This is a genomic window from Verrucomicrobium sp. BvORR106 (assembly GCF_000739655.1).
Taxonomy (GTDB): Bacteria; Verrucomicrobiota; Verrucomicrobiia; order Verrucomicrobiales; family Verrucomicrobiaceae; genus Verrucomicrobium.
Window position 1 is genome coordinate 1 of sequence record NZ_BATR01000082.1, and the last position, 16,292, is coordinate 16,292.

The window sequence follows — 16,292 nt, forward strand, 5'->3', positions numbered from 1 at the left end:
CCAAGCACCAAGCACCAAGCACCAAGCACCAAGCACCAAGCACCAAGCACCAAGCACCAAGCACCAAGCACCAAGCACCAAGCACCAAGCACCAAGCACCAAGCACTAAGCACTAAGCACTAAGCCCCCACCCTCCCCACCAGTCTTTCCACGTGTTCTCTCACGCCCTCTGGCCAGGTGGCCATGAGTTCGGTCATGCGGGGGAAGTCGCTGGCGTGGAAGGCTCGCGTCACTTCCTCGAACTGAGGCAGGTCACCGGCCAGGGCGTGGAGGAAGCGGTGCACCGCGTCGGCGGCCTGGCGTTTGCGGTCGCGGTCTGCGTGGGTCTTGCGGGCGTCTTCCACCAGTTTTCGCAGGGCCACGGAGGCACCGCCGGATTGCTGGTTGAGCCATTCCCAGTGCCGGGGCAGGAGGGTCACCTCGCGGGCCACGACCCCCATCTTGGGGCGACCGGGGCCACGTTTCTCAGCCGTGGTGTCTTCCCCCGCACCTTCGGAGGGCGCTTCTGGGGAGGAGCTGGCAGGGAGGAGACGGTTGGCGGCATCCATGGCGCTGCCTCTGTAGTCCACCTCCACGAGCTGGCTGGTGAGGTCATCGAACACCAGGACTGGGCCAGCGTCGAGCCGTGAGGTCCAGGAGTGGGCTTCCAGGACGACCTCGCAGAGAGGGCCGGAGGCGATGCGTTGATGACCGGCAAAGGCGATCACGGGTGATTGGGAGTGGAATCGGGGATCCATGAGTTGGATTTAATCCGGGTGAAATAAAGTGTCAATAATTTATCCGGGTAAAAATGTTCCCTTCAGAAGCCCCTGACCATCAGCCCCTCCATTGCGGGGTGCATCCTCACTTGCCTTTGTGCCCCCATCTCTTAAGCTCCCAAACATGCCCATGGATAGCGCGATGGATGAAGCCCTCAGCAGCACGGCTTTCGCAGAGTTGGTGTTGGGTGGCTTTGATGAAAAAGCCATCCAAGCCGCGGCGGAGCGCGGCCGGGAACGACTGGGAGGGAACGCCACTCTCGCCTTCATTTTTTGCACCTGCGACTACGCGGGCTCGCTCAAGGACCTGATTGAACTGGTGCAGATTCATGCCCGCTGCCCCCATGTCGTGGGCATGTCCGCGAGCGGGTTGGTGGGCGTCGGCCGGGAGGAGGAAGGCGAGCAGGGATTTTCCCTCCTGCTGCTCCGCCTGCCTCATGCCGACGTCATGACCGCGGCCCTGGGCTCTGGTGAGGGCTCCAGCAGTGATTGGGCGAAGACCCGGCAGTGGAATGACGAAGGTTGCACGGGCTGGGTGGTTTTAGGCAACCCTCTGAGCCTCGGTGAGGACTGGATGGGCGAGTGGAACTCCCACGTGGGCCGCACTGCCACCTACGGGGGGCTGGCCAGCGGCAGCTTCCGGGCGGAAGATCTTTTTGTGTTCAACGAGCACGGCATCCAGAACGTGACCGCCGTGGCCGTGGGCTTCCGCGGAAACGTGCGCCTCAGCGGGCTCGTCAGCCAGGGCTGCCGCCCGATCGGCGAGCCGCTCACCATCACCCGGGCGGAGCAGAACCTGATCCACCAGCTGGCCTCGAAGAGCGCCTACGAGCAGCTCCAGGCCGCTTTCCACAGCCTGCCAGAGACGGATCGCGAACACGCCCAGGGAAACATTCTCGTGGGCCTGGCCATGACGGAGTACCGGGAGGATTTTCACACCGGTGATTTCCTCGTCCGCTCCATCCTGGGCGGCGACCCCACGCTGGGCATCCTGGCCGTGGGGGCTACTCCTCGAACCGGACAAACCCTGCAGTTTCAACTCCGGGACCACGAAGCGGCGGACTCGGAACTGCGTGAACTCCTGCTGCTCAAGCGGCGTGAGCTCGCCCATTCACCCTTTGCCGGTCTTCTCTTCACCTGCGGCGGCCGCGGCGAGCAGCTCTTTGGGAAGCCGCACCACGATGCCGGCCTCTTCCGGGATGCTTTTGGATCCGTGCCCATGGCCGGCCTCTTCTGCAACGGAGAAATCGGGACCGTGGGTGAACAGGCGTATTTGCATGGTTTCACCGCCGCAGGCGTGATGTTGGTGGAGGGGGCTTAGTGGAGGGTGCTTGGTGCTTGGTGCTTAGTTCGAGGGGCGCGGTGTGGTTTTCGGAGTCGGATTGGCTCGAAGGTAGCGAATCAGCCCTCCAATGCACCGGTGAACTTGAGTTGCCTGATCGTATAGCTGGTGGAATTGCTCTTCAGAAACGTACCGCTGATCCAAAGCGATATACAGTTGGCTTTGCACCTCGGTACACGAGCGCTGGGCCATTTTCAGGAAACGGGCGAATTCCGTGTTGCTGCCTCCATCAAAACCCTCTGCGCAGTTGTGCATGGCTGACCCCGCAGCAGCCCGCATCTGGTCGCGAAGCTCATAGTCCCGAGAAAAGGCTCCTGATCTACTGATGGCGTAGACGCTCCGCGCCAGCTCTCTCGCCAGTTTCCACGCGTCAAGATCCTCAAACCTTCTGATGGCCATACGTCACCACCATACACCCAAATTCGCTCCATCAAGCGTGTTACCTATGTTCTGACCGCGCCCACCAAGCACCAAGCACCAAGCACCAAACACCAAACACCAAACACGAAGCACCAAACACGAAGCACGAAGCACGAAGCACCAAGCACCAAGCACCAAGCACCAAGCACTACGAACCAAGAACCAAAACAACCATCGGCAACGCCACGGCAACGTCGGCCAGGACATGACTGAGTTCAGGAGAGAACTTCTTGGCGAGATGGTGCACCACTCCCAGAAGGACGAGGCTGGTGAGGACGGCTACGATGTACGGCTGCATGCCCTGCGGGGCGTCCCGTGAGACGATCAGACCGAGGGCAACGAAGAAGCCCACGAGCAGGGCAGGGTAGAGTTGCACCATCACCGGCCAGGTGTGGGTGATGGCATTCTTGTCACCGAGCCGGTCAGATTCCTTTTCGTAGGAGGCGATGGCCACACAGTTCAGCATGCACAGCAGACCCAGCATGAGGGTCTCCATGGAGAGCGGGCCAGCGAGGCGGTCCAGGCTGTAAAAGTGGACGCTGAGGGACACCCCCAGGGCGAAGAGGTATCCACAGATGGCCTCCTTGGGCAGGAGCCTGAGGCCTTGGTTCGAGCGCCCTACTACGGTGAGCACGGCCAGGCCCACCAGCAGGAGGGTGAAGAAGAAACGGAACAGCGGCGGGATCGGCAGGGTCCACAGGAAGAGGCTGCCCACCGCGCTGGCAACGAGGTTTCCCACCAAGTAGATCGTGGAGTGTCCCCGGGCCGCATAATGCAGCAGGTACATGCCCACAATGAACGCCAGCCCCACCCCGCGCCACAGGATGCCCTCAGGCACCTCCGTGAGCGCGGTCCAGCCCAGAGCGGCGGTTGCGGCCGGGATCACGCCCACCAGGAACCACACCCGGTGCCGCCGGTAAAAGGCATGCCGCACCGTGGATGCCAGCTGGACTTCGTTGGAGAAGCTGTCCAGCACCCGGTCCGCCATATAGATGATCCACACTGCCAGCCCCAGCGCCCAGTAGCAGCCGTCGGGCAGGGTGAGGCGGCACACTCGCGCCAGCGCCGCCTGCCACAGCACCGCCACCAACGGGGCGTCCAGGCTCAGGACATTGAGCCACAGCCACCAAGGGATGCGGGGGGAGGTCGTAAGAGGCGGCTGCGGCATCGGGGAAGGGGCCTACCTAAGACGGCACTCCCCCTTCCTGTCCAGCGCTTTGCGTGATCGGCCCCGTCGGGCTGGCGCGTCCACCGATGTTGCCGCAAGGGGACGGTTTCACGCTAGTTTGTTTGACCTGGGCACGCGGATTGCTTAAATCGCGCGCGAATTTTAAACCCAGAAGGATCTGCAGGGCAGATCCTGAGATTGCCCCACCCTCGCGCCCCCTCTGATCCAGAGAATGATGAAGTATCTCACCCTGATCCGTCACGCCAAGTCCAGCTGGGACCTCGCCGGTCTCGCAGATCATGACCGCCCGCTGAACGAGCGTGGCGAGCGCAACGCCCCAATGGTCGCGCGCTTTCTGGCGAGGACGTATCTGGGGGCCAACGGCATCCCCGCCATCATCCCGCAGCCGGACCGTCTGGTCAGCAGCACCGCCTTGCGAGCCCGCTCCACCGCTGAGCTCATGCAGCCGGAACTGGGCATCGGCGCAGAATTCATCCAGCTCGATGGTCGCGTTTACCATGCCGAACCCCGGGCCCTGCTCCAGGTGGTGCGTGAATTCGATAACGCTTGGAGCCACGTCGTCATGTTCGGGCACAATCCCGGCATGAGCGACTTTGCCGACCAGCTTTTGCGCCGCCGGGCCATTGATGAAATGCCCACCTGCGCTGCCGCCGTGATCGAACTGCCGTGGGAGACTTGGGGAGCCGCCTCGTGGAACCAAGCCCGGCTCATTGGCTACGTCACCCCCAAGCTCATCGAGAAACGATTCCCAGACGGCCACGAGCCCCGGCCGATGGACCCGCCGCCGGACTTCCGGGTGTCGGATCCGCGGGAAGGGCTTTGAGCCAGTGCGTCAGTGGGCAGTGCGTCAGTAGTCAAGGTGTTGGGGCTGAAGTGGTAAGGAGTACATGCTTCAGCCTGAAGGAGTTTGGGGTGGAATCGTCGTGGGATGGCCTTTGGGGGATAGATTCATGTCTGGAGTCTTGAGTCTTAAAGTCTTGTGTCTGCGGCGAAGCCGCCTGCATTTTCGTTTGACGCTTGCTGCATCAGGAATAAGTTGCCTGCTCGTTTTCTAGAAATCCGTAATCCCCGCAATCCCAAACCAAGTCAGAGTCCCATGCCAGAAATTCAGGTCAAAAAAGGTGAACCCGTTGATCGCGCCCTGAAGCGCCTCAAGACCAAGCTCGAATCTGAAGGGATTCTGGACGAAGTGCGCCGCCTCCGCGCTTTCGAGACGCCGAAAGAAAAGACCCGCCGCAAAGCTCGCGCCGCTGCCAAGCGTGGTAAGATCCGCTTCCGCTTCTCCATGCACAAGCCTGCTGACCGTAACGCCGCCCCCGCAGCTGCTACGGAAGCTTCGGCTCCCGCAGCCTAAGGCATCCGGATTCTTTCAACTGTCCTCTCTCACTGACTGGCTCTGCGCCGTCCTGAGACGACAGGTTGAAAATTGATTCAAGACCTCCCCGCATTGCGCAGGGAGGTCTTTTTTTGTGGATGGGGGCAGGACCAAGGTGCTCTCTGCCCTCCCTTGAGAAAGGTGGTCACCGGGCACCGTTTAGTCTCACCTTCGCCATTCCCCATGTCCGAGTCAGCTTCAGAAAGATCCGCCCCGTCCCTCTCTGTCAACGATGGCACCTCGATCCGGCTTCGGTCTGCCGTCCGCGGCGATGAGGCCGCTGTGCAGGCGCTGGTGTTTGGTGTCTTGCGATCCTACGGGCTGAGCCCGGATCCTGAACTGACCGATGCCGATCTGGCGGATCTGGAAAGGGCGTACGCACGACAGGGCGGCCGCTTCACGGTGCTGGAAGTGGGATTCAAGGGGGCTGCAGGCCGGTCTGAATGGCAGGTCATCGGCACCGTGGGGCTGCTGCCTCTGCCGGGTCATCCTGAGGTGGGGGAACTGCGCAAGATGTACCTGCATCCCGACTGGCGTGGGCGCGGGCTGGGAAAGCGGCTGCTGGAGCAGGCCCTGGCTGACGCGCCGGTGCTCGGGTTTCAGGAAATCATCCTCGAGACCGCCTCCGTCCTGGCCGAGGCCGTGGCGTTGTATCGGCGCTACGGTTTTGAGCCCCGCGATGTCCTGCCTGGTCATGCCCCAGCCGCGCGCTGTGACATGGTGTTGGGGAGGAAGGTTTAGGGGGAGGAGTGCGTCCTGGTCAATCCTGACCGCCTAAAGGCCAATGCCATCAGGGAAAAGGAATATGCCCCGAGCGCGAATGAGAGAAGCTGCGGCGCATCCATTTCACGGTCGGCTGATTGTGCAGGCTCATGAGGGCCGAAGGTCCGGCTTGATAGCAGCCTTGGGCAACGCCCAAGGAATAAATGTCCCCATCAACCCTTGAGGGCTGAAGGCCCGGCCTCATCAAGCCTGCCCACGACGAGCATCCCTGAATGACCCCGGGCCTTCAGCCCTCAATATCTAAAACCAACGCCAACCTTGGGCGTTGCCCAAGGCTGCCATCACGCCGGGCTTTCAGCCCTCAGCTCCATCCCAAAAGGGAAATCATCGGCCTGGTTACCTTTTCCCTGATGGCATTGGCCCAAAAGGCGGTCAGGGCGCAAGCGCACCCATCGGGTTCAAGCGTCTCACAACGAACTCTCCGGTCCACTGGTTTACCGGGTCACTGAATTACCGAATTCACCGGTTTCCAGGCGTTGGCTTGCTGGAGGCCATGTCTTGGGGTGGTACCCCTCACGACTCCGGCTCAGCGACCCGGCCCTCCGGATGCCACGATGGCAACCAGAGCTTGATGGCCAGGTTCGCTGGAGCGCATGAGTGGGCCGTGGGCTTCTTCTAGCCGCGAACCGCTGCTTCGATCACGGCGATGTCGATTTTCATTTGCTTCATCATGGCTGCCATCGCCTTGGTAGCCACATCCTTGTCGGCACTCGTCGTCAACTCCGTCAGCCGCTTTGGGTAAACCTGCCACGACACTCCGTAGCGATCCTTGAGCCATCCGCAGTGGCTTTCCTCGCCGCCATTCGAGGTCAGTGCCGCCCAAAGCCGATCCGTCTCGGCCTGATCGTCCGTCGCAACTGAAATCGACACCGCCTCAGTCAGCGTGAACATCGGCCCGGCGTCGAGTATTTGGTAAGGCACACCGCCCAGAGAGAAGTCGATCACCGAGAAGGCACCATGTCCGGCGTCGGCATGAAAGTTCGTCTCGATCTGGCTTCCTGGGATCAGAGAGCAGTAGTATTCAGCGGCCTCAAGGCCTCGCCCGTCGCGGAACCAGAGGCAGGTGCGGATAGAATTTGCCATAGGATTGTTCGTTGTAAGTAGGTTGATGGTTTTCGTGTCGTTCAATGGTACGACGAACAAGCGAGTGGCTTCAGGACAACCATTTTTCAATTTTCATGGTTGCGGGGAAATGGGGCAGTGACCCGCCCTACGGGATGCCACGATTGCAACCGTGACGCTCAAGCCGGGTTCGCCACAGCGCATGGATAGGTCTCACGCGCCGCTCGAGCCGAGAGTGATGACGACACTGCCTCTCTTGTGTCCGCGATCTACGTACCGATGCGCATCGACCATATTCTCGAACGGATAGCAGCGATCGATGACTGGTGTGAACCTGCCCGCTGCGGCAAGTTCCCCGAGCTGGCGAACGTACTCGGGCCGCTCGGCGGCTGGGCCGGCGATGACGGTCTTGCCGCTCGTTAAGGTGTGCCAGGGCGCCTTCAAGAGTTCTGGAAGACTTGCCAGGATGAGGAGCAGTCGCCCGCCTCTGCATAACGCAGGCCCGCTGCGGGCGAAAGGCGCGTTGCCCACGGTGTCAACGATGACGTCAAAAGGCATCTTGGACTGGGTGAAGTCGCTTTGCGTGTAGTCGATCACCTCGTCGGCGCCGATGGATCGCACCAGCTCAAGATTGGCAGCACTGCAGACCCCCGTAACGTGTGCGCCAAAGTGCCTGGCAAGTTGCACTGCTGCACTGCCTACTGTGCCAGAGGCGCCATTGACGAGCACGCGTTCGCCGCTGCGGAGCTTACCCCTCCGGAAATAGTCCAACATGGTTGCTCCGCCGAAGGAGAGCGCCGCCGCCTGCTCGAAGCTCAGGTTCGATGGCATCAATGCGACAGCTCCGTTCGCCGGCAAGCACTTGTACTCAGCGTGGCAACCCAGGCCTGCGCCTGTGAAGGCAAAGACCTGATCACCGACTTTGAAGGACGTGACAGCGCGCCCCACAGCCTCTACATCGCCTGCGAGTTCGGATCCAAGAACCGATTTCCTAGGTCCTCGGATACCGATGGCGAGACGCCCCAGCAGGCCGAAACCACGAGGTATTTCGAGGCTGCGCATCCTCCAGTCCGCGGAGCTAACGGTCGTGGCACGGACCCGAATCAAGAGTTCGTCGTCTCCCGGCGTCGGTCTTGGTTGCTCGGTTATCTCGAGAACGTCAGGGGACCCATACCTCTGGTACGTGATGACCTTCACTGCTTCCCGCTTTCAGGTTCAATTCGCATAGAGGATCCGTGTCCGTCTGAGGCCTCACGACCTCAAGCTCAGTGACCGCGGAACCAGTTCGGCCTGTTGCGATGTCATCATGATTGGCTCCCCCATCGGGTTCAAGCCCCTCACAACGAACTCTCCGTCCCACTGGCTTACCGAGTCACTGAGTTACCGAATTACCGAATTACCGAATTACCGAATTACCGAATTACCGGTTGTCAGGCGCTGGCTTGCTGGAGGCCATGTCTTGTGGGGGCACGCGGAAGAGCTTGCCGGTGTAGGGGCACTTCACTTCCATGCCCACGGGCAGGCCGGTCACATCCACGAGCTGGTGGGCGGCGGCGTAGGGGCTGTTGACATAGCCGGGGCGGCCCTGGATGGGGCTGCCATAGGGAATCTCAGGGGCGGGTGCCGGCGAGGGGGCGGGGCCGGTGGTTGCAGACGGGCTGGCAGGCCCGCCCGCGGTGGCGTTGGAGGCCGGTCCTTTGTTCGCGCCGGTATTCGGAACACTGTTGTTTCCTGTCGCCTGGTTCGAGGCGGAAACGGAGTTCGAGGAAGGACCGCTGGCGGGGCCTGCAATGTCCTTTAGCTGGGGCGGAGTGGGCTTGGCGTCCTCCGTTTTTGCAGGGCTGCCGGGGCCGGGCTTGTTGCTGTTCTTCGGACGGACTGTCGGAGGCTCAGGCGTCACCACGGGGGCCGGGCGGGTGTTTTCCGTGAGCACGGCCTCGGGGGCGGCTTTGGCATCGATGCCGGCTCCGGCGGGGACGATGAAGGGCTTGTTCGTGTGCGGGCAGATCATGGTGCTCCCCGCAGCGCTGCGCTTCACATCAATGAGCCGCGGTGGGTTGGTATAAGGGGAGCGCACATAGCCGGGTAGCCCGGGCACGGCGTGAGCCGTCAGAGTGCCTTCCGGCGGGGACATGGGGACGTTGCCCAGGTCGCGCTGCTCGGTGCGGGTCGTGGCAAGCTTTTGCGGGTTGACCGGGGCGGTCGGGGATTGCGCCATGAGCGGGCGCGGCTGGGAAGGGGTGTTGATGATCGGCTTGGAAGCCGGCCCAATGGGCTTCACGGGCCCTGGGGCGTCCAGCGGGCGGCGCGGGGTCCGCATCTCATAGGAGATGTAGGCGAACAAGCCGTCGTGCCGGATCTTCTGCCATGCCTGCTTGGGCGGCAGCGCGCAGGAGGAAAGGCTCAACAGTGCGGTGATGGCACACCCGACTGGGGCCAAGGTACGGAGGCGGTGGGCGCTGCTCATGACACGATTGACTCGATGGCGATGCTGGGCGACCGATTGTAAAAACCCGGCACCTCATTTGCAAGCCCGGCAGTTGAGAGTAATTCAAGTTTTTTTTAAAATTGCAGTGAGCGGTTCTTTTTGTGGATGAAATGGCAAATCATATCAGTGGGCAAGCCAGCGCTTCCTTGGGCCAAGGCGGGTGTCGAGGAGTATTCCAAGCGCCTGCGCCGGATGGCACAGGTGGACATGGTCACCCTTAAGGAGGGGGCTCCCGAGCAAGTAGGAGATCGCGCGCTGGAGGCGGCCAAGGATAGCTGGTGCATTGTGCTCGATGAAAAAGGGCGTCATCTCACCAGCATGGAGCTCGCCAAGTGGATAGAGAAACAAGAACTCAGTGGCCGGAAGCGCGTGTCCTTCCTCATCGGTGGCGCAGACGGGCACTCGCCCAAGGTCAAAGCGGCTGCCAATGAGCTCTGGTGTCTCTCTGCCATGACCCTGCAGCATGAGGTGGCGCTGGTGCTTCTGCTGGAGCAGATCTACCGGGGCTATTCCATCCTCCGGGGTGATCCGTATCACCGTGAGTGATGAAGCTTGGAATTTTAAAATTTTTTCAGGGTCTGGCTAATTTGATCTTGCTTGAGAAGGTTCGCAAAATTACTATCCGGCGCTGAACATTTAGGTGGCGTTAATTTATGGGGAATCCGCAAGCATCCATTCTTCGGCAGGTGATCGAAGGTCACCCCCAGCTCACTTCGGATGCCCCTGAATCACGAGGTGCGGCCACTCCGGCCCCTGGTGCGGCTCCTGCGGTGCCCGCATCTGAATCCGCTCCCGCCGCAGCCTCTGGCGCAGCGCCCGCCGCTGGCAAGGCTCCGGCCGTGCATGCGGGGCACATGAAGCTTCTTTTTGAAAATGCGCCGGTGGCGATGGCGATGTTCGACCAGCAGATGCGCTACCTCCTGGCCAACCGCCGCTGGCTGGAGGACTTCAAGCTCACCCAGGTGGACGTGGTGGGCAGGAGCCAGTATGAGTTGTTTCCTGCACTGCATGCCGGATGGCGTCACGTCTATGAGCGGGCGCTGGGCGGCCAGGTGGTGCGCAGCGACCGGGACGCAATGACCCAGGATGGCCGCCCCGTGGTGTACCGCTGGGAGGTGCGCCCCTGGCGTCACATCGACACCAGCATCGGCGGGGTCATGATCAGCTGTGAGCACCTTTACGCCAATCCCGGCGGCAGCGAACGCGTTCCCCAGGAGGAGGCCGCCCGTGTTGACTCCTCAGACCCAGGGGCCGCGCTCTGGCAGGCCAGCCTGCCGCTCATGGCCCTGGACGCCGAGGGGCGCATCCTGCGCATGAGCCGCGACGTTTCCAGCCAGCTCCTCTCAGAGGGAGTGGTGGCGGGAGAGACGCCCATGTGGGAGGCCTTTGGCGAGAAGATCGAGCGAGGGTCGCTGCAGCAGCATGTGCTGGCCACCATCAAATCCGTGCTGGAGGGTGACCACCCGCACGCTGTGATCAATGTGTATGGAGATGCCCCAGGCGGGCCGCAGAATGACGACGCCCCACCGGATCGCTGGCTGGTTTCCCGGGCACCGGGTGGAGTGCTCGGCATGGAAGGGGATGCCGTGCTGGCGGTGGGCCTGGCGGGTCTGTCCGGCCTGGAGCCCCGTGGCATGCAATCTTCCGTGGTGCCGCCACCGGCTTCTGTGATCTTTGGCGAGACCAAGCTGCCGCCGCGTCCCGCTCCGGTGGTGCCGACGCTGGCGCCCTCTCCGCCTGCGCCGACGCCTCTGCCTACGGTGATGACTTCCGTGCTGGCCCCGGCACCCGCCCTCCCCCCGATGGCGGCACCCCTGCCGCAGAGCCAGGTGGTGGCCGCTGTGGATGAGGCGGTGCAGCGTCGGCTCGCGGAAGAAGTGGCGCGCATGCGCATGGCCTTGAAAGAGGCCACTGATTCAGAAGGCGTCTCCCGCCAGCGCGAGGCCCGCCTGCGCGCGGTGCTGGAGCTGGCTCCGTGTGGGCTCCTCGTTCTCGACGAGCGCGCCCGTCCTCTTTACTGCAACGCCCACCTCCACCTGCTGCTGGGCCGCCCTCTGGCGGATGGCCGCACCATGGAGGAGTGGCTGGCTGAGGCCTGCCGGGATGAGGCGCACCGCGAGCAGGTGCTGTTGCAATGGCGCGAGGGCATCTGGCGCAAGCAACTCACGCTCGCCATGGCGCTGGTCAGTGCCGAAGGCGTGGTCAAAGACATCGAGATCCGCCCGGTCTCCCTGCCCGGTGGCGGGCTGCTGGCCATGCTGCAGGATGTGACGGACACCCGGCGGAGCGAGGAAATGCTGCGCTCCACGGAGGCGAAGTTCCGCACCCTCGTGCATGAGAATCCGCTGCCCGTGCTGCTGGCGGACCGGCTGGGGGCGATCTTTGATGCCAACCCTGCCGCGGAAACGCTTCTGGGGTACACCCGGGCGGAACTCCGGCGCATGCGGCTGGATCGCTGGCTGGATGCGGAGAGTGTCACCCGACGTGCTTCCACGCTGCGGGATCTGCTGGAGCGCGGGGAGCGCTCAGCCTGGACCACGGTCACTGTGGTGCCGCGTGAAGGGGATACCCAGAAGGTGGATTTGCGTCTCGCCATCGTGCCGGATGCTCTCGGCCAGCCTCTGTTCACCATCCATTTCTTCCAGCCCAAGGTGGAGCCGCCTCCTGTGCCCGCTCCCGTCATGGACTGGACGCACCCGCTGTTCGTCAGTGGGCTTTCTGCCCCTGCGACCGCAGGCGATGTGCAGCCGGAGTTTGCCCCAGCACCACCGGCACCGGTGGAGTACCGCCCGCTGGTATTGCTCACCACGGATGTGCACGGCCGCATCTCGGACTGGAGTCCGGAAGCAGTCGAGCAGTTCGGGTTCGAGGAGACAGAAGTCACCGGACGCGGTCTGCACTGCCTTTTCCGCCCCTCAGACGCCACCGGCTTCTACGGCGAACTCTCCAGCCTGCCCAGCGACCCCGATGGGGAGGGGCACATCTGGGCCTTCTACCACCGGGACAAAGGCCGCCAGGAAGGCGTCTTCAAGATTCAGAAACACCCGGAGGACGGCGATCTTTCCATCTCTCTGCTCAAGGATCTTCCAGCATCCGTGCCCGGCGTGGCCGACGCTGCGGGGCACTTCACCGCAGATCCCGGCCATCCCGGCGGTCTGGTGCCGGTAGGCTTGTTGGCTTCCGCCTCCGCCCAGGACCATGGGCACGGTGACGAGATTCACGCTGACGGTGCTGGCGCTACCAAGGTCCGGATCCCTGCCTCGGCCTTCGCCGCGCGGGTCGCGGCCCCACCAGAACCTCCCGCTCCGGCGAAGCCGAATGCAGAGGAACTGAAGCGTGAGCGCATCATTCTTGGTGAGTCCTACCGACGGGTGAAGAACCACCTGCAGATCATCACCTCCATGCTCAACCTCCAGTTGAGCACCCTGCGTAACGAGGAAGCCCGGGATGCCCTGCGTTCCAGTCAGAACCGGGTGCGCTCGCTCGCCGCGCTGCATCAGCACCTCTATGCACTGGCCAGTGGGGAGTCGAGCGGCTTCCAGGCTTTTGCGGAAGGTCTGATCTCTCACCTCCGCGACTGCTACGGTGTGGCGGTGGAGCAGGTGCAGCTGGATTTGCGCGTGCAGGATGAGCTTCTGCCGGAAGACTGGCTCATGCCCCTGGCCCTCTCACTCAATGAAATGGTCTCCAATGCCTTCCAGCACGCCTACGGCGACGGTCGGGCCGGGCAGATGACGGTGGAGCTTCACTGGGATGAACTGAAGGCGCATCTCCTGGTGAAGGATGATGGCGTGGGCATGTCTCCGGACTTTGACGATCATCGCGGCAATGGGCTGGGGATGAAGATCTTGCGCGTCTTCGCCGGTCAGCTCGGCGGTGAGGTCAAGGTGCAGGGGCAGCCGGGAGAGGGGGCCAGTTTTCACCTGGAATTTCCCGTGTCCGACGCGCCGCGTTCCTAGTGCCAAGCGGCACGGAAGTGCCCAGGGGGGTGCGTTTTAAGTTGCAACAGGGGACAAATTACAGTGATATTAACTATCGCTGGAAACTATGGTCCCCTCTGCCCCTATTCGTGTACTTCTCCTGGACGAACGATCCCAGTCCGGTGGCGGCGTGGCGGGGGCTCTTCGTGCCCTCGGGCATGAAGTCGTGGGAGTGACGTCGGCAGATACCCAAGTGGGGCCCGCACCGTCCAAGCTGGCTGAGGAATCCAGTCCAGATGCCGTGGTGGCCTCGCTCTCCGCCGGGTCGGCGAGCCGCACCTTGACGGTGACCTGTGAACTGGCGCTGACCCGCAGACTGGCGGTGGTGCTGGTGGTCGCACCTGAGGTGGATCCTGCCTTGCTCGCGGAGGCCCAGGATTTGCCCTTCTGCCAGATCGCATGGGAGCCGCTTCGCACGGGCGAACTGCGGACCGCGCTGGAACTGGCGGTGGCGCGGCAACAGCGCGCCCTGCTCAACGAGCGGCGTGAGCACCTCGTGGTGCAGGCGTTTGAGAGCTTGAACGAAGCCGTGATCGGCACCGATTTCACCGGGCGCATCCGGTTCTTGAATGACGAGGCCGTGCGCCTCACCGGCTGGGAAGAAGCCGATGCCTGGGGCTGCGCCCTGGATGAAGTTTACCAGGCCACCGTGAAGACAGGTGGGGAGGTGCCATCCCCCCTCATGCGTCGGGTGGAGCTGCGTCACCGCATGGGTGGAGCCACGCTCTGTGAAGAGCGCATGTCCCCGGTGCGGGATGAGCACGGCAGCATCAATGGCATGGTCATCACCCTGCGCCAGCTCAGCGCCCGGACCTCTGCGGTGGCGGGTGTGGGCGATGGAGGAGCCAAGAACCGGCCCGCAGGTCCGGTCACGGCCGGGGAGCAGCCAGCGCCGCTGGCAGACATTGTCGAGAGCATTTCCGATCCTCTCGCTGCTCTGGACGGTCGCTGGACCTTTACCTATGTGAACAGCAGCGCCGCCCGCCTCTTTGGCCGGGAGAAGGCGCAGCTCGTGGGCCAGAGCCTCTGGGAAGTGCTGCCTCCCAGCGTGAAGGCCGCCCATGAGGAGGAGCTGGACAAGTCCCTGCACCAGCGAGTCACCGCCACGCGGGAGATCTTCCTGGAGGAGACCCAGACTTGGTTTGAGGCTCGAACCTATCCCTTCGGCAGCGGGTCGCTCCTGCTGCTCAAGGACATCACCTCCCGCAAGCTGGAACTGGAGCGCAACCACCGCATGGACCGGCTCGAGTCCCTCGGCCTCCTGGCTCGCGGGTTTGCGCATGATTTCAACAACCTGCTCACGGTGCTGTTGGGCAACCTCTCCCTGGCGGAGATGCGTTTTGGCGGCTCTGGTGAGAAGCTCATGGAGCTGGCCACGGCGAAGCAGGCCACCTTCCAGGCCCAGAGCCTGGTGCAGCAGCTCCTCACCTTTGCCCGCGGTGGAGCGCCCATCAAGCGCATGGTCTCCCTGGCGGATCTGGTGCGCGCCTTCTTCTACAATCACCAGCGGGTGGACCGGGTGAACTACTTCGTGGAAGTGCAGGAGGACATGCCTGAGGTGGCCCTGGATCCCAATCAGTTCCGCCGTTTGCTCTCGAACCTGGTGCGGAACTCTGAGCAGGCCGTGCGCGCCACGGGGGGCGACATCCGCGTGCGCTGTGAGGCGGCGGATGCAGCCCGCATGTTCCCCAAGGAAACCCTTTCCGATGAGCCCGGTTCGCTGGCTGGCGTGACGCTGGAGATCCACGACAATGGCGAAGGCATCCCCGCCAAGAATCTGGGACGGATCTTTGAGCCGTACTTCACCACCCGTACGGATGAGAATGCCACGGGTCTGGGATTGACCGTTTGTGAATCGATAGCCAAAGCCCACGGGGGCGCGATCTCCGTGAGCTCCCATGTGAACACCGGCACGATGGTGCGCTTCTTCCTGCCGGTGGATTCTGAAGTCGAGGCCGAGGAGAATGAGGCTGTCGACCTCACCGCCTGCTTCCTGCCCGGCCCGCCCGCCACACCGCGCATCCTACTGCTGGAGGATGATCACCTGGTCCGCACGCTGATCCTGCGCGGCCTCGAGCGTGAAGGGTATCAAGTTGAGGAAACGCTCGATGGCAACGAGACCGTGCGCCTCTATCAGCAGGCCCTCTCAGACGGCAAGCCCTTTGACCTCGTGGTGTTGGATCTCAGCATCCCCAACGGCATGGGTGGCCTCCGCACCATGGAGAAACTTCGTGCGCTGGACCCCGGCGTGCTCGCCATCGTCAGCAGCGGCTATTCAGATGATCCCGTCATGGCCCAGCCCGCCTCCGCCGGCTTCGCCGCCGTGCTGCCCAAGCCCTATGAGCCCCTGGACCTGCTCCGGATCGTAAAGTCCGTGCTCTCCACCCGTCACGGCGGGATGGGACGGTAGGTCGGTAAATCAGTAATTCGGTGATTCAGTAATTCAGTAATTCAGTGGGGCTTCGGAGTTCTCTGAACGTCACCAACGAGGTGCAGGTTACCAGCTTCACCGCTGAAAGCGGAATTCACACCCTCTCCGTTCCGCCAGCAGGGTTGGAGTTCCGCATTTATGCGGTCAGGACACCACCACCCAGCGCGTCGCTCTCTCGCGATGGACCTCAGTGTTGGAGTACCGACTTTAGTCCAATGCCATCAGGGAAAAGAATATGCCCCGAGCGCGAATGAGAGACGCTGCGGCGCATCCATTTCACGGTCGGCTGATTGTGCAGGCTCATGAGGGCCGAAGGTCCGGCGTGATACCAGCCTTGGGCAATGCCCAAGGAATCGATGACCCATTAACCCTTGAGGGCTGAAGGCCCGGCCTCATCAAGCCTGCCCATAACGAGCTTCCCTGAATGACCCCGGGCCTACAGCCCTCAACATCTAAAACTAACG

The 16,292-nt window shown here is 62.7% G+C and carries 13 protein-coding genes; 7 read left to right on the forward strand and 6 right to left on the reverse strand.

Annotated elements, in window-relative coordinates; translation table 11 throughout:
• Positions 1–119: 119 nt before the first annotated feature.
• Complete coding sequence (locus tag BV106_RS12455; RefSeq protein WP_038165045.1) at positions 120–737, reverse strand: DUF2239 family protein; 618 nt, start codon at positions 735–737, stop codon at positions 120–122.
• Between the two features lie 145 nt (positions 738–882).
• On the opposite strand from BV106_RS12455, the gene BV106_RS35480 reads away from it, so the two are divergent.
• Positions 883–2,079, forward strand: a complete 1,197-nt coding sequence (locus tag BV106_RS35480) for an FIST N-terminal domain-containing protein (RefSeq protein WP_051945701.1) — start codon at positions 883–885, stop codon at positions 2,077–2,079.
• Between the two features lie 24 nt (positions 2,080–2,103).
• On the opposite strand, the gene BV106_RS39270 is transcribed toward BV106_RS35480, so the two are convergent.
• Entirely contained in the window at positions 2,104–2,499 is a 396-nt protein-coding gene (locus BV106_RS39270) for a four helix bundle protein (RefSeq protein ID WP_038165048.1), read from the reverse strand.
• Positions 2,500–2,668: 169 nt separating this feature from the next.
• Positions 2,669–3,688 (reverse strand): hypothetical protein, encoded by a 1,020-nt coding sequence (locus tag BV106_RS12470; RefSeq protein WP_038165051.1) that lies wholly within the window; start codon positions 3,686–3,688, stop codon positions 2,669–2,671.
• 232 nt (positions 3,689–3,920) lie between these two features.
• On the opposite strand from BV106_RS12470, the gene BV106_RS12475 reads away from it, so the two are divergent.
• The 3 genes from BV106_RS12475 (at position 3,921) to BV106_RS12485 (ending at position 5,825) form a co-directional block, all read left to right on the forward strand.
• Positions 3,921–4,532, forward strand: coding sequence for a histidine phosphatase family protein (locus BV106_RS12475; protein ID WP_051945703.1), 612 nt, complete (start codon positions 3,921–3,923; stop codon positions 4,530–4,532).
• A gap of 273 nt (positions 4,533–4,805) precedes the next feature.
• Complete coding sequence (rpsU, locus tag BV106_RS12480; protein ID WP_038165056.1) at positions 4,806–5,063, forward strand: 30S ribosomal protein S21; 258 nt, start codon at positions 4,806–4,808, stop codon at positions 5,061–5,063.
• Between the two features lie 204 nt (positions 5,064–5,267).
• A complete protein-coding gene (locus BV106_RS12485; protein ID WP_051945705.1) occupies positions 5,268–5,825 on the forward strand; it encodes a GNAT family N-acetyltransferase in 558 nt (185 codons plus the stop codon).
• Positions 5,826–6,482: 657 nt separating this feature from the next.
• On the opposite strand, the gene BV106_RS12495 is transcribed toward BV106_RS12485, so the two are convergent.
• The 3 genes from BV106_RS12495 to BV106_RS35485 form a co-directional block, all read right to left on the reverse strand.
• On the reverse strand, positions 6,483–6,950 hold the full coding sequence (locus tag BV106_RS12495; RefSeq protein ID WP_038165078.1) for a VOC family protein: 468 nt from the start codon (positions 6,948–6,950) through the stop codon (positions 6,483–6,485).
• A gap of 192 nt (positions 6,951–7,142) precedes the next feature.
• A complete protein-coding gene (locus tag BV106_RS12500; protein ID WP_038165062.1) occupies positions 7,143–8,126 on the reverse strand; it encodes an NAD(P)-dependent alcohol dehydrogenase in 984 nt (327 codons plus the stop codon).
• 223 nt (positions 8,127–8,349) lie between these two features.
• Complete coding sequence (locus tag BV106_RS35485) at positions 8,350–9,396, reverse strand: hypothetical protein (RefSeq protein WP_265595624.1); 1,047 nt, start codon at positions 9,394–9,396, stop codon at positions 8,350–8,352.
• A 126-nt stretch (positions 9,397–9,522) separates the two neighbouring features.
• On the opposite strand from BV106_RS35485, the gene BV106_RS12510 reads away from it, so the two are divergent.
• From BV106_RS12510 to BV106_RS12520, 3 genes are all read left to right on the forward strand, one after another.
• Positions 9,523–9,963, forward strand: a complete 441-nt coding sequence (locus BV106_RS12510; RefSeq protein ID WP_038165065.1) for a 23S rRNA (pseudouridine(1915)-N(3))-methyltransferase RlmH — start codon at positions 9,523–9,525, stop codon at positions 9,961–9,963.
• A gap of 140 nt (positions 9,964–10,103) precedes the next feature.
• A complete protein-coding gene (locus tag BV106_RS12515; RefSeq protein ID WP_265595625.1) occupies positions 10,104–13,376 on the forward strand; it encodes a PAS domain S-box protein in 3,273 nt (1,090 codons plus the stop codon).
• An 88-nt stretch (positions 13,377–13,464) separates the two neighbouring features.
• Positions 13,465–15,807 (forward strand): ATP-binding protein, encoded by a 2,343-nt coding sequence (locus BV106_RS12520; protein WP_081891695.1) that lies wholly within the window; start codon positions 13,465–13,467, stop codon positions 15,805–15,807.
• Positions 15,808–16,292 lie beyond the last annotated feature (485 nt).